This is a genomic window from Aquamicrobium lusatiense, assembly GCF_014201615.1.
Classification (GTDB): Bacteria; Pseudomonadota; Alphaproteobacteria; order Rhizobiales; family Rhizobiaceae; genus Mesorhizobium; species Mesorhizobium lusatiense.
The window spans coordinates 2,424,562-2,437,684 of sequence record NZ_JACHEU010000001.1; the positions used below are offsets into that span (position 1 = coordinate 2,424,562).

The 13,123-nt window shown below is 59.8% G+C and carries 13 protein-coding genes, 1 tRNA gene and 1 pseudogene; 11 read left to right on the forward strand and 4 right to left on the reverse strand.

Features of this window, described 5'->3' with window-relative positions:
• The first annotated feature begins 39 nt into the window (after positions 1-39).
• Positions 40-330 carry a Dabb family protein gene (locus HNR59_RS11620; RefSeq protein ID WP_183831554.1) on the forward strand — a complete coding sequence of 97 codons (291 nt, stop codon included), beginning with the start codon at positions 40-42 and terminating at the stop codon, positions 328-330.
• 138 nt (positions 331-468) lie between these two features.
• Here the strand turns inward: HNR59_RS11620 and ilvA are convergent, their stop codons facing one another.
• Positions 469-1,725 carry a threonine ammonia-lyase IlvA gene (gene ilvA / locus HNR59_RS11625; RefSeq protein ID WP_183830157.1) on the reverse strand — a complete coding sequence of 419 codons (1,257 nt, stop codon included), beginning with the start codon at positions 1,723-1,725 and terminating at the stop codon, positions 469-471.
• 193 nt (positions 1,726-1,918) lie between these two features.
• Between ilvA and HNR59_RS11630 the strand changes: the two genes are divergently transcribed.
• The 5 genes from HNR59_RS11630 to HNR59_RS11650 all read left to right on the forward strand — a co-directional run bounded on the left by HNR59_RS11630 (position 1,919) and on the right by HNR59_RS11650 (position 6,017).
• The gene (locus tag HNR59_RS11630; protein WP_183830160.1) at positions 1,919-3,016 is read left to right on the forward strand and encodes an alpha/beta fold hydrolase; all 1,098 of its coding nucleotides are present in this window, start codon (positions 1,919-1,921) and stop codon (positions 3,014-3,016) included.
• A 109-nt stretch (positions 3,017-3,125) separates the two neighbouring features.
• A complete protein-coding gene (locus HNR59_RS11635; protein ID WP_183830163.1) occupies positions 3,126-4,292 on the forward strand; it encodes an alpha/beta hydrolase in 1,167 nt (388 codons plus the stop codon).
• Positions 4,293-4,410: 118 nt separating this feature from the next.
• Positions 4,411-4,495, forward strand: a tRNA-Leu gene (locus HNR59_RS11640).
• Positions 4,496-4,600: 105 nt separating this feature from the next.
• On the forward strand, positions 4,601-5,701 hold the full coding sequence (locus HNR59_RS11645; protein ID WP_183830166.1) for an NADH:flavin oxidoreductase/NADH oxidase: 1,101 nt from the start codon (positions 4,601-4,603) through the stop codon (positions 5,699-5,701).
• A gap of 76 nt (positions 5,702-5,777) precedes the next feature.
• On the forward strand, positions 5,778-6,017 hold the full coding sequence (locus tag HNR59_RS11650) for a DUF2188 domain-containing protein (RefSeq protein ID WP_183830169.1): 240 nt from the start codon (positions 5,778-5,780) through the stop codon (positions 6,015-6,017).
• 79 nt (positions 6,018-6,096) lie between these two features.
• On the opposite strand, the gene wrbA is transcribed toward HNR59_RS11650, so the two are convergent.
• Positions 6,097-6,696, reverse strand: coding sequence for an NAD(P)H:quinone oxidoreductase type IV (gene wrbA, locus HNR59_RS11655; RefSeq protein ID WP_183830172.1), 600 nt, complete (start codon positions 6,694-6,696; stop codon positions 6,097-6,099).
• Positions 6,697-6,881: 185 nt separating this feature from the next.
• Between wrbA and HNR59_RS11660 the strand changes: the two genes are divergently transcribed.
• The 3 genes from HNR59_RS11660 (at position 6,882) to gpt (ending at position 9,136) form a co-directional block, all read left to right on the forward strand.
• Positions 6,882-7,622: a competence/damage-inducible protein A gene (locus HNR59_RS11660; protein WP_183830175.1), complete on the forward strand. Its 741-nt coding sequence runs from the start codon at positions 6,882-6,884 to the stop codon at positions 7,620-7,622.
• 70 nt (positions 7,623-7,692) lie between these two features.
• Positions 7,693-8,526 carry a universal stress protein gene (locus HNR59_RS11665; protein WP_183830178.1) on the forward strand — a complete coding sequence of 278 codons (834 nt, stop codon included), beginning with the start codon at positions 7,693-7,695 and terminating at the stop codon, positions 8,524-8,526.
• Positions 8,527-8,638: 112 nt separating this feature from the next.
• Entirely contained in the window at positions 8,639-9,136 is a 498-nt protein-coding gene (gene gpt, locus HNR59_RS11670) for a xanthine phosphoribosyltransferase (RefSeq protein ID WP_183830181.1), read from the forward strand.
• Between the two features lie 29 nt (positions 9,137-9,165).
• Here gpt and dusA read toward each other — a convergent pair whose 3' ends face one another.
• Positions 9,166-10,155 (reverse strand): tRNA dihydrouridine(20/20a) synthase DusA, encoded by a 990-nt coding sequence (gene dusA / locus HNR59_RS11675; protein WP_183830185.1) that lies wholly within the window; start codon positions 10,153-10,155, stop codon positions 9,166-9,168.
• A gap of 253 nt (positions 10,156-10,408) precedes the next feature.
• On the opposite strand from dusA, the pseudogene HNR59_RS20785 reads away from it, so the two are divergent.
• Both HNR59_RS20785 and mazG read left to right on the forward strand, forming a co-directional pair.
• Positions 10,409-10,840 (forward strand): annotated as a pseudogene (locus HNR59_RS20785) (GNAT family N-acetyltransferase); the annotation flags it as partial.
• 51 nt (positions 10,841-10,891) lie between these two features.
• On the forward strand, positions 10,892-11,716 hold the full coding sequence (gene mazG / locus HNR59_RS20790) for a nucleoside triphosphate pyrophosphohydrolase (RefSeq protein WP_246374679.1): 825 nt from the start codon (positions 10,892-10,894) through the stop codon (positions 11,714-11,716).
• Here mazG and hflX read toward each other — a convergent pair.
• The gene (gene hflX, locus HNR59_RS11685) at positions 11,713-13,119 is read right to left on the reverse strand and encodes a GTPase HflX (RefSeq protein ID WP_183830192.1); all 1,407 of its coding nucleotides are present in this window, start codon (positions 13,117-13,119) and stop codon (positions 11,713-11,715) included. The genes mazG and hflX overlap by 4 nt on opposite strands.
• Between the last annotated feature and the right edge of the window lie 4 nt (positions 13,120-13,123).

The window sequence follows — 13,123 nt, forward strand, 5'->3', positions numbered from 1 at the left end:
TGTGACCATCCTTCCACCACGACCCTTCAGGAGGCCGAATTGATCCGGCACATCGTGTTCTTTACCGTCAAGCCAGACATGGATGTCGAGACTGTGCGCGAAGGGCTCATGAATCTCGGCCGCATCCCCCACTCGTCCCATTTCGAGGTGTCGGTAAACCGCAAGGTCGATCTGTATGAAAACCAGATCGATATCGTTGTGTATGCGGAGTTCGAGAACGAAGCCGCCCTACATGCTTTCAAGGCGGACCCGATCTACTCGCAGACCACCGCAAAGGTCCGCCCCATGCGCGATCTGCGCTTTTCGGCGGATGTCGTTTCAGGCAACTGATCCGCTTTCCGACGCGTTTTCTGAACTGCATCCACACTCCGGAATGCCGGGAAACGAACCGGTAAAAACGATCGAAGCAGGGCATCGCAGATCATGCCCCACCCTTGAAAAGATCATATTTTCAGTTTGTTATGACGATCAGATGATGAAGTTCGCCAGCGTTTCGTCGTCGGTTATGTCCTGATACTGTACGCCTTCGACATCGAATTTTGCGCGCAGCAGTCCGAAATTGCGCTTGTCGCGGGTTTCGATGCCAATCAGCACCGAACCGAAATTGCGTGCCGATTTCTTGAGATACTCGAAGCGCGCGACGTCATCTTCGGGGCCGAACATCTGCAGGAAGTCGCGCAGCGCGCCCGGCCGCTGCGGCAGCCTGATGATGAAGTATTTTTTGAGCCCCTCGAAGCGGAGCGACCGTTCCTTGACGTCGGGAAGGCGCTCGAAATCGAAGTTTCCGCCGGACACCACCGCAACGATGGTCTTTCCGCGAATGTCCTTTTTCACGAAATCCTTCAGGGCATCGATAGCCAGAGCGCCGGCGGGCTCCAGCACCACGCCTTCGACATTGAGCATCTCGATCATGGTCGCGCAGAGCCGGTTTTCAGGAACCAGACGGGTTGATGTCGCGGGAAAATCCTTGAGCAGGCGGAAGTTCTCCTTGCCGATTTCGGCAACGGCAGCGCCGTCCACGAAATTATCCACGACCGGGAGCCTGACGCGTTTGCCTTCGGCAAGGCTGCGAGAGAGGCTGGGAGCGCCAGCCGGTTCGCAGAATATGAACTGTGGTGTCTGTTCAATGGCCTGGAAATATTGCGTCACGCCGGCTGCAAGTCCGCCTCCGCCCACAGGCAGCATGACGATATCAGGAGTTGCCCCCTCTCCCAGTTGCTGAACGATTTCGCGGGCGACCGTTGCCTGTCCCTCGATGATGTCGCGGCTGTCGAATGGGGGCACCATGTGTGCGCCATTGCTCTGCGTGAAGTCGATGGCCGCCTGATAGCATTCGTCAAAGAAGTCGCCGACCAGCTTGATCTCGACGAATTCGCCGCCGAACATGCGCGTCTTGTCGATCTTCTGCTGCGGCGTGGTCACCGGCATGAAGATCACGCCCTTGCGGCCGAAATGCCGGCACACGAAAGCGAAGCCCTGCGCGTGATTTCCGGCCGAGGCGCAGACAAAAAGACTGGCATTGTTGCCGGCAGCCAGCGTCTTTCGGAAGAAATTCAGCGCACCGCGGATCTTGTAGGAACGTACCGGCGTCAGATCCTCGCGCTTCAGATAAATGCGTGCGCCATATTTGCGCGACAGGTAGTCGTTCTTTTGCAGCGGCGTTATCGGGAAAATCTCCCGTATGGCTTCCGCAGCGGTTGCGACCCTGTCGGCGAAGCTTGTCATGTCGTGTTTCCGGTATCGTGAATGAGCATCCGTTCCTGACGCGATTTTGGCATTTACGCAACACTGAAGATGTCGCAAACGGACAAGTACGGACTTCTGCGGCTGTGGACTTACTTCCGCCGCACTCTGCGGGTGGGAAAGGCTCTGACTGCGGGCATGAAGATCGTCCGTGGCGTGACTGACGGAAAACCAAGTGAACCTGAAGCCCCTGCTCGCCCTTGTGCTTTCGCTGGCTGTCGCCGGCTGCACCACGAACAAGACCGACGCGATTCTCGGCAGCGCACTGGTGCCGGCATCGGTAACGGATATTGCCGGAAATCACTCGATTTTCATCGCTACGACACGGAAGCGTTCCGACGATCCTTCCAAGGTGTTCGATGGCGAGCGTTCCGCCACCCTCAATTTCGCCCGCATCAATGTGACGGTGCCACGTGAGCATAAGGTCGGGCAGATCGAGCGCCGCAAGCGTGGGAAATCTGACGACCCCTCTAAATATTTCATGGCTTCCGAAGCGGTCGGCTACGATACCGGGCCGCAGTTCTCGCAGGCTCTGAGCGCCGATGTTGCGGCTCGTGGCGGCCGTGTCATGGTCTTCGTCCATGGCTACAACACAGGTTTCGATGCCGGCGTTTACCGCGCCACGCAGATTGCGCATGATTCAGGCTATCCCGGCACGCCGGTGCTGTTCTCATGGGCTTCCGGCGGTTCGACCACCAGCTATGTCTACGACAAGGAAAGCGCCAGCGTTGCCCGCGACCAGCTAGAGGTCACCCTGCGGCTGCTGGCCCAGAGCGGCGCGCGGCGCATCGATATCGTGGCGCATTCGATGGGCACCTGGGTGACTATGGAAACGCTGCGTCAGCTGGCCATTACCGGCGACCGCAATCTCAGCGGCAAGCTGGGAGATGTTGTTCTGGCGTCGCCGGATATCGATGTGGACGTGTTCAAGAGCCAGATGCGCCGCTATGGCAAACCGGAAAAGCCGTTCATCCTGCTTCTGTCGCAGGACGACCGCGCGTTGCGTCTTTCGGGCATGCTGGCCGGTTCGCGGCCGCGTGTCGGCGACTATGCGGATGCCGGCAAGGAACTTGCCGATTACGGCGTCACCGTTGTCGATCTGTCGAAGCAGAAAGGCGCGGATTCCTTCAACCACACGAAATTCGCCGACAATCCCGTCATGGTGCGCATGCTGGGCCAGAGGTTGCGCGAGGATGACGGCTTCGCTACCGATCGGGAGATCACGGACCGCATTCGTCAGGTAACGCAGCAGGCCGGAGCCGGTCTGCTGTAGGTAACTCCCGGCGGAGGGCTGGACCCGACAGGTTTCTGCCTATATTCGGAAACGGCTCCTGCGGCTTTGTAGTCGTGTCGGAGACTGGACACTGTGGAGCTTTGGTGCCGTGCGATTGAAGGCTTTATGGATTGTCGCGCTGATCGCGCTGGTCAGCGGGTGTGCAGGTCCCGGCCGGCATGAACTTCTCAACATCTCCTCGTTCCCGGCAAAGGCTTCGGATATTTCGGCGGAGCATGAGATTTTCGTGGCCACCACCCGGCGCCAGTCCATCGATCAGCCGCGCACCGTCTATGGTGGTGACCGCTCTGCCAACGTCGCCTATGCAAGTGTCGACATAACGGTTCCGCGTATCCACGAGACAGGCCGCATAGAAAGAGCGAAAGGCCGGGCACCCGCAGACCCCGCCAAGCACTTCACGGCACGCAGCGTCAGCTTCTACAAGGAGCCGGAGCAGTTTGCCCGCGCCATTGATGCCAGTATCGTCGAAAACAAGGACCACAGGGTTCTTGTTTTCGTCCACGGTTTTAACAATGGTTTCGACGACGGCGTGTATCGCATCACGCAGATCGTGAATGACGCGCAGTATAGCGGAACACCGGTGCTGTTCTCATGGGCATCGAGCGCCAGGACAACCGGCTATCTGTACGACAAGGAAAGCGCCAACGCAGCCCGTGACGACCTTGAAGCGACGCTGCGCATGCTGGCCAAAAGCAAAGCCACAAGCATCGATATCCTTGCACACTCCATGGGCACATGGGTGACCATGGAAACGCTGCGCCAGCTCGCAATCCGTGGCGACCGCGATCTTGGCGGCAAGCTGGGCAACGTGGTTCTGGCTTCGCCCGATATCGACGTCGACGTGTTCAAGAAGCAGATGTTGAGATACGGAACGCCGAAGAGGCCGTTCGTCGTCCTGCTCTCGGACGATGACCGGGCGCTTCAGCTTTCAACCTTCATTTCGGGCGACAAGCCGCGCGTGGGCGATTACGCCGACGCGGCCGATCTTGCCAGCTATGGCGTGATCGTTGCGGACCTTACTCAGGCCCGCTCCGGTGACAGGCTCAATCACGCCAAATTCGCCGACAATCCGTTCCTCGTTCAGCTTCTTGGCGAAGGCCTGCGGTCCAACGCGGGGCTGGCGGCAGCCGAAAATGGCGATTTGGGCAATCCGATGAGCACCATCGGTAAAGACATTGGTCAGGCCGTGGGGTCGGTGGCAGATATCGTCATCACCACGCCGTTCAAGGTACTGTCGATCGCGACTGGCGGTTAGACAACGGTTCGCGAACCGCCAATCCAGATCTGTACCCGACACCTGTCATGACGATTCATGACAGGTGTTGGAAAACATCAGTTGACGAACGCCGTGCGAGCCGTGAGAAACAAGCCGCGCGGACGTGGCGGAACTGGTAGACGCAAGGGACTTAAAATCCCTCGGAGCGATCCGTACGGGTTCGATTCCCGTCGTCCGCACCACTTGCTGGCTTTCCACGGAGACTCCTGTTCGATTGTGTATAACCGGTACTGGTCACGGCCACCCGGCCTGCCTACATTGGCGCCGACATTCTCCCGGAGCATCTCATGACCTCAGCGCTTTTCCAGCCCATCACGCTTGGCAATCTTGCCGTTCCAAACCGTCTGGCCGTTGCGCCCATGTGTCAGTACTCGGCTGACGACGGCTCGGCCAACGACTGGCACCTTCAGCATTGGATGAACCTTGGAATGTCCGGTGCCGGAATGGTCACCGTGGAGATGACGAATGTGGAGCGTCGGGGCCGCATCAGCCATGGGTGTCTCGGACTTTACAAGGATGAGAACGAAGCGGCGGCAAGGCGCGCGCTTGATGCGGCCAGACGCGTTTCTCCTGCGGGAACCGTGTTCGGAACTCAGCTCGCGCATGCCGGCCGCAAGGCCTCGTGCCGGCGACCGTGGGAAGGCGGCGGCCCTCTGGAACGGAATGAGGATCCGTGGCCGATCGTTTCCGCCTCGGCAGTTCCCTACGATGAGGGCTGGCAGACGCCTCACGCGCTCACCGAGGACGAAATCTGGCAGCTCATCGGGCAATTCGCGAAAGCCGCGGAAAGAGCGGAACGCGCAGGATTCGATTTCATCGAACTTCATGCCGCGCACGGCTATCTGATCTTTCAGTTCCTATCGCCACTCTCCAATCAGCGAGACGACCGCTGGGGAGGATCGCTGGACAATCGCATGCGCTTCGCCGTGGAAGTGGGACGCGCCGTGCGCAAGGCTGCTCCGGGGCTGATGGTAGGGGCGCGTCTTTCGGTGAAGGAGTGGGTAGACGGCGGCTTCGATGTCGATGATGCGATCGCCGTGGCCAAAGCGCTCAAGGCTGAAGGCCTCGCCTATATCTGCTGCTCCAGCGGAGGCAATTCTCCCCTGCAGCAGCTTCCCGGCGGCCCCGGCTACCAAGTGCATCTGGCGGAAGCCGTGCGCAAGGGCGCCGATATTCCGGTTCGGGCCGTTGGTCTCATCACGGAACCGCGACAGGCTGAAGAAGTGCTTGTACAGGAACGCGCCGACATGGTTGCGCTCGGCCGGCCATTTCTGGCTGATCCCCGCTGGGGATGGCGCGCTGCCGCCACGCTGGGCGCAGAAGTTCCAGCCGCTCCGCAATACCAGCGTTCGATAACCACTATGCGCCACTGGGTCGTTCCCGCCTGAAGAAACGAGGCAACCAATGAATGCCGGCCGCGTTTTCCATCCATCCCTTTCATAGGGTGATATGCGGAGAGCGATAATGACCAAAGTCGTCTACAAGATTCTGGAGCATGACGGAGGCTGGGCCTATCAGGTCGGCTCGACCTATTCGGAGACCTTTCCCACTCATGATGACGCGGTGAGAGCTGCCGAACGCGCCGCAGGAGAACAGCAGATAGCCGGCAAATCAGACGGCATCGAATATGAGGACAGTTCCGGCAAATGGCATGAGGAACTGTCTGACGGGCGTGACAGGCCGCAAACCGAGGTTTCGGAATAGTTGTCCCGTCACCTATTACTGGATTCCTGCAAAAAGAGCGGCCTGAGGCCGCTCTTTTCAGTTCCGGAGGGATGACGGCTCAGCCGTGAAGCCGTGCGGTGATTTCCGCAACCCGCTTGCCCTGGAAGCGCGCACCCTCAAGCTCCTGCGCCGAAGGCTGGCGCGAGCCATCGCCGTCGGAGGTGGTGGTCATGCCATAGGGCGCACCGCCGCGCACCACGTCATTACCCATCTGGCCCTGATAGGCATAGGACAGTGGGACAATGATCATGCCGTGATGCTGCAGTGAAGCCTGCGTACTGAGCAGAGCAATTTCCGCGCCGCCGTGCTGCGTCGCCGTCGACACCATCACTGACCCGACCTTGTCGAGAAGCGCGCCCTTGGCCCACAGCGGGCCGGTCTGGTCGAGAAAATTCTTCATCTGTGAGGCCATGGCGCCATAGCGCGTCGCGACGCCGAGAATGATGGCGTCATAATTGGCCAGTTCCAGCGGTTCGGCGATAGGCGCTTCCTGATCGAGCTTGTAGTGCGAGGCCTTCGCCACCTCCAGCGGCACCAGTTCGGGCACGCGCTTTATCGTCACGTCAGCACCGGCTTCGCGCGCGCCTTCGGCAGCAGCCTTCGCCATCTGCTCCATGTGACCAAAGCTGGAATAATAAAGGACAAGCACCTTCGCCATTTTCATCTCCACGATTGCGGCAGGCGGACGTGAGTGTCCGCTCGAATTGCAAAAACAATCTAGGGCAGCGAACGTTCACGGAAAAGTATCAGGATGCCGACACAGTGTTCACAAAACCTGTGCCTTTGCGCCTGTGGCTTTGACGCGGTATTGGACGTCCTGCGCTTATGCAATAAGGAGTCGCCATGACCGGGATCGTTACTGCCGCCATGCTCGTGATCGGCGACGAAATCCTCTCCGGGCGCACCAAGGACAAGAACATCGGGCATCTGGCCGATATCCTCACCGCTATAGGTATAGACCTGAAGGAAGTGCGCATCGTTCCCGATGAAGAGGATGAGATCGTCTCGGCTCTTAACGCGGTACGCGCCCGATATACCTACGTGTTCACGTCCGGCGGAATAGGTCCGACCCATGACGACATAACGGCGGATTCGGTCGCCAAAGCCTTTGGGGTGCCCTGCGAATATGATGACGCAGCCTATGCCCTGCTGGCCGCACACTATGCGCGCCGGGAGCTTGAGTTCACAGAGGCACGCAAACGCATGGCCAGAATGCCGCGCGGGGCTTCCCATATCGAAAACCCGGTTTCGGTAGCGCCCGGCTTTCGCATCGGCAATGTTCATGTGATGGCTGGCGTTCCTTCCGTGTTCCAGGCAATGCTGGACAAGGTCGTGCCCACGCTGAAAACCGGCTTGAAGATGCTTTCGGCCACCGTGCCCTGCGCGCTTGGCGAAGGTGTCATCGGTGGCCCGCTGGCCGAAATCCAGAAGGCACACCCGGAAACCATCATCGGCTCCTATCCGAAATTCGGGGAAGGCAAATTCTGGACAGAACTGGTCGTGCGCGCACGATCGCCGGAGATTCTGGAAGCCGCCCGCCGCGATGTGGAAGCCATGGTCTCGGCGTTAAGCGCAGACGCTTGATAAAATTTCGGAACCGGAACCCGTCAAACGCATTTATACTGGCCATATTCCCACGCGGAAGGGTCAGATCATGACGTACAGGACCATCGCCGTCATCCTGCAAGGTGAGCAGGAATCGTCACGCGTACTGGATTGCGCTGTCTCGCTTGCAACTCGCACCGGAGCGCATCTTGTCGGCGTCCATGCTGAAGTCCTGCCGGTTCCATACACGTCGGCGGTTGGTTTTCCTGACACGGATTTCATTCAGGTGTCGACGGAACTCAACAAGGAAACGACGCTGAAATTGCGGGGGATTTTCCACGAACGGGCCGAAGATTCCGGCGTGTCGTTCGAATGGCGCACCCTCGAAAGCTTTTCCGGTGACGGATCTATATCCGGACTCTCCAGCATCCGCTCGGCCGATCTTGTTATCGCGGCACAGCGAGACGTCGAAAGCGAGGATGGGACGGATGTGGAAAGCCTCGTGTACGATTCCGGCAGGCCAATCCTGATGGTGCCTCAATCCGGCGCGGTGCTTTCCTCCTATCGCCGGGTTCTGCTTGCATGGAACGGCAGCAAGGAAGCGGCGCGTGCCACTTTCGATGCCCTGCCCTTCCTGATTGACGCTGAACAGACCGACATACTTATCATAGATCCATCTCATACGGCAGAAGAAGGGCCCGATGCGGCCGGAGCCCGTATTGCCGCCTCTCTGTCACGCCACGGCGTCAATGTCAGCGTGTCGGTGCAGGAATCGGGCAGCCAGTCAGTGGAGGCGCTCATTCAGGAGCGGCTGGCTGCCATCGGTGCAGATCTTCTCGTGCTTGGCGCTTACAGCCACTCATGGCTGAGAGAGTTACTTTTTGGCGGGGTAACACGTTCGATTCTGCGTTCGTCTCCAGTCACGGTCCTGATATCGCGCTGAACAGGTTCATCCTGTGATTTCGGCCCTCTTGCCAAGCATGTGGATTTCCGGCTAATTCCGCTCGCATTCCTTGTGACCTGCGCGCCGGAGCGCGCCTGCGGAGTGCGTTCTGATGTCCCTTCCCGACAAAGCTTTCCCGATTTCGTGGGATCAGTTTCACCGCGACGCCCGAGCGCTGGCCTGGCGGCTTGCCGGCGCCAACCAGCAGTGGAAGGCCATCGTCTGCATCACGCGGGGCGGGCTGGTGCCTGCTGCCGTGATTTCGCGCGAACTTGGCATCCGCATCATCGAAACCGTCTGCGTGGCTTCCTATCACGATTACAGCTCGCAGGGGCAGTTGCAGGTCCTGAAGGAGGTTACTCCGAGCCTTCTTGAGAATGACGGTGAGTCGATCCTCATCATCGATGACCTGACCGACACCGGGAAGACCGCAGGCATCGTGCGGGCCATGCTGCCGAAAGCCCATTTTGCGACCATGTATGCCAAACCCAAGGGCCGTCCGCTTGTGGATACGTTCGTGACCGAAGTCAGTCAGGACACCTGGATCTACTTCCCGTGGGATATGGGCTTCACCTATCAGAAGCCGATCGCCGACGATCAGGCGAAGTAAGCCGGGTAACGATCCGTCTCCGAAGACTGTCAGGCAGCCTGTCTCGCGGACAGGTCCACGGCTGCAAATGCTTCGAAAAGAATTTCTGCGCCGGCGCCGGGCTTCATGGCGTCGGTCGACAGGATCTGGCGCCAGCGCCGGGCGCCAGGAAGACCGTGGAAAAGCCCGACCATGTGGCGTGTGACCTGCCCAAGGCGCCCGCACCCGGCCAGATGGCGCGCGGCATAATCCGCCATGGTTTCGACCAGCGCGGCATAATCGAAATCCGGGGCTTCCTTTCCTTCCAGCAGTGAATCGACGCCGGTCAGGATTTCAGGCGTGTGATATGCGGCCCGACCGAGCATGACGCCGTCGACCTCGCGCAGATGCCGCGCTGCCTCTTCAAGAGTTGCGATTCCGCCATTGATGCCGATAAAGCGCTCGCCATTTGCCCTTTTCAGGCGGTAGACCCTGTCATAGTCGAGCGGCGGGATATCCCGGTTTTCCTTCGGGCTGAGCCCCTTCAGCCACGCTTTACGTGCATGAACCCACAGCGCATCCACGCCTGCGTCGAAAACTTTCTCAGAAAGATCATCAAGCGCGATTTCCGGATCCTGCTCATCGACGCCGATCCGGCACTTTATGGTCACGCGAATGCGGACGGCTTTCTTCATGGCCGCCACGCAATCGGCAACCAGTTGTGGCGACAGCATCAGACAGGCGCCGAATGTGCCACTCTGCACGCGATCCGACGGACATCCTACGTTGAGATTGATCTCGTCATAGCCAAAATCGGCACCGATGCGGGCCGCCTCAGCCAGCTTGACCGGATCGGACCCACCAAGCTGCAACGCCACGGGATGCTCGGTATCATCGAATCCAAGCAGCCTTGCCCGGTTCCCGAAAATTGCGGCATCGGCGACAACCATCTCGGTATACAGCAACGCCTTGCCCGAGAGTTGCCGATGAAAGAACCGGCAATGCCGGTCCGTCCAGTCGAGCATGGGGGCAATTGAGAATTTTTCTTTGTACTCAGACATTCACGCGTTCTTCTGGCAACAAGGCGAGCCGCGCACCACGGCCTGACCCGACATGTGGCGCATCCGGACCGGTTTTTCAAAGCGTAATTACCACGACGCTGCATCGGGACCGGCCCTGAACACTGCCCTGAACGGATATCATACCGGCCACAAGGGGCTTTTGCGGCGCTGGCAGCGGTGCTAACCGTGGGGCGCTTTCCAACAAGGATGGACTTTCATCGTGTCAAGCCAGCCGCTGCCGCCCATCGAATCCGTGGACAGAAATCGCGAGGCGGCGATCCTTAAGCTGAACAATCTCCATGCGCTGGAGCTTTCATGGCTGGAACCGGAGCGCCTGTCCCACCTTCTGGACAACGCAGCCCACGCGCTGAGCATTGGGGATGCCGAGGCATTTCTGATAAGCTTCGACCAGAATGCCGACTATGACAGCCCGAACTTTCTCTGGTTCCGCGAAAATTTCCCACGCTTCCTCTATGTTGATCGCGTTGTCGTCAGCGAGGCGGCACGCGGGCGCGGCCATGCCAGACGGCTTTATGAACATCTGTTCGACTTGGCCCTGAGGGCCGGGCACGATACCATCGTGTGCGAGGTGAACTCCGATCCGCCCAATCCGGCATCGGATGCATTTCATGACCGGCTCGGCTTTCGGGAAGTCGGCGAAGCCACCATTCATGGCGGCTCGAAGACCGTAAGGTATTTTGCGCGCAAGCTGGACAAAGACGGCGCAATTCCCTCGCTGACGCCTTCGAAAGACATTTCCCGGCTCATCGAGATCATGGCTGCGCTGCGCGCACCGGTCGGTGGCTGCCCGTGGGACGTGGAGCAGACTTTTTCCACCATCGCGCCCTATACGATCGAGGAAGCCTATGAGGTGGCGGACGCCATTCAGCGCGGCGATTTCGACGATCTGCGCGAGGAGCTGGGCGATCTTCTGCTGCAGGTCGTCTACCACGCCCGCATGGCCGAGGAGCAGGGCGAATTCGCGTTTCCCGATGTCGTGGAGGCGATCACCACCAAGATGATCCGCCGTCATCCGCATGTGTTCGGTGACGACCATGCACGCAGCGCCGGCATGGCGAAAGGCATGTGGGAAAAGATCAAATCGCAAGAAAAGGCGGAGAAGCGCGCGGCCAGAATTGCCCGCGGACAGGACCCGGAAGACAACGGTAAGGGCTATCTGGACAGCGTTCCCCTGCCCTTGCCGGCTCTGACCCGTGCGCTCAAGCTTCAGGAAAAAGCCGCGCGCGTCGGATTCGACTGGGGGGCTGCCGCCCCGATCCTCGACAAGATCGAGGAGGAAATCGGCGAGTTGCGTCAGGCGCTGGCAGCGGGAAAATCGGATGCCATCAGGGATGAGTTTGGCGACACGCTGTTCGCGCTCGTCAATCTCGGCCGCCATCTCGGCGTGGATTCAGAGGCTTCGCTTGCCGGAACAAATGACAAATTCCGCAATCGCTTCCACTACATAGAGCGGTCCCTTGATGAAAAGGGAAAATCGCTTGAAGATGCCACTCTGGAAGAGATGGAAGAGCTTTGGCAACAGGCGAAGGGTAAGGTCTAACCCTCGTCCGCGGCAGCTCCCTTCGCTGCGCCACGCACACGGTTGCGGATTTCCTCGCGCGCGCTTTGCGTTGCCCGCAACACCAGCGTGAGGCTGCCGTCGTCATTGTCCGTGCGCCGGATGACGTCGCCATTGCGATAGAGCCAGTCGAGCAGGCTGAACTGATCCGGCGCAAGGTTGACGGTCATTTCCGCCAGTTCGCCCGAGACATAAGTCTCGATGGTCGCCAGAAGACGCTCCAGCCCCTCTCCGGTGATGGCCGAGATGGCAATCGGCCCCTGCCGCTGGTCCTGATGCGCTTCGCCAAGCAGTCGCTCGCGATTGGCGTCGTCCAGAAGATCGATCTTGTTCCAGACCTCGATCACCCGGCGGTCGTCATTCGCATCGACGCCGAGATCGCCCAATATGCGTTCCACGTCCTCCGCCTGTGCGGCGGTGTCGGGATCGGAAATATCGCGCACATGTAGGATGAGATCGGCTTCCACCACCTCTTCCAGCGTAGCGCGAAATGCCGCCACAAGATGCGTGGGCAGGTCGGAGATGAACCCCACCGTGTCGGACAGGATCACCGGCGTGCCATGCGGCAGGCGCAGGCGGCGCAGAGTGGGGTCGAGCGTGGCGAAGAGCATGTCTTCGGCCAGCACCGCAGCTCCCGTCAGCCGGTTGAACAGAGTGGACTTTCCGGCATTGGTGTAGCCGACGATGGCAACCACCGGAAAAGGCACTTTCCTGCGCTTGGCGCGATGCAGGTCACGCGTGCGGCGAACGGTTTCCAGTTCTCGCTTCAGCTTGACGATTTTGTCCTGAAGGATGCGGCGGTCGGCCTCGATCTGCGTTTCACCCGGTCCGCCGAGGAAACCAGCACCGCCGCGCTGGCGCTCAAGGTGGGTCCAGCTCCGCACCAGACGGCCCTTCTGGTAATTCAGATGGGCCAGCTCGACCTGAAGCGTGCCTTCCTTGGTACGGGCGCGCTCGCCGAAAATTTCCAGAATGAGCCCGGTGCGGTCGAGCACCTTGACGTTCATCTCTTTCTCGAGATTGCGCTGCTGTACCGGCGTCAGCGGATGATCGACAATGACCAGCTCCGCATCGCTTTCTGCTACCAGGGCAGCGATTTCATCCACCTTGCCCGATCCCAGAAGGGTTCCGGGGCGGGGGTCATTGACCGTCACCACCAGACTGTGAACCGGGTCGAGATTGATCGCGCGCGTCAGCCCCACGGCCTCGTCATGGCGCGCGGAAGGCGAACGCGTCAGGCGCGGCCGGGATGATTCATCCACGGCCTGCGGCCGCGTCAGAACCGGAACGACGACGACGGCCCGGACGGGCGCGGTCTTGTCCCCGCCCTCGCCTTTGTCAGCCTGCGTTCCGGATTTGTCAGCGGCGTCGCGGTTGCGTGCCAAGCAG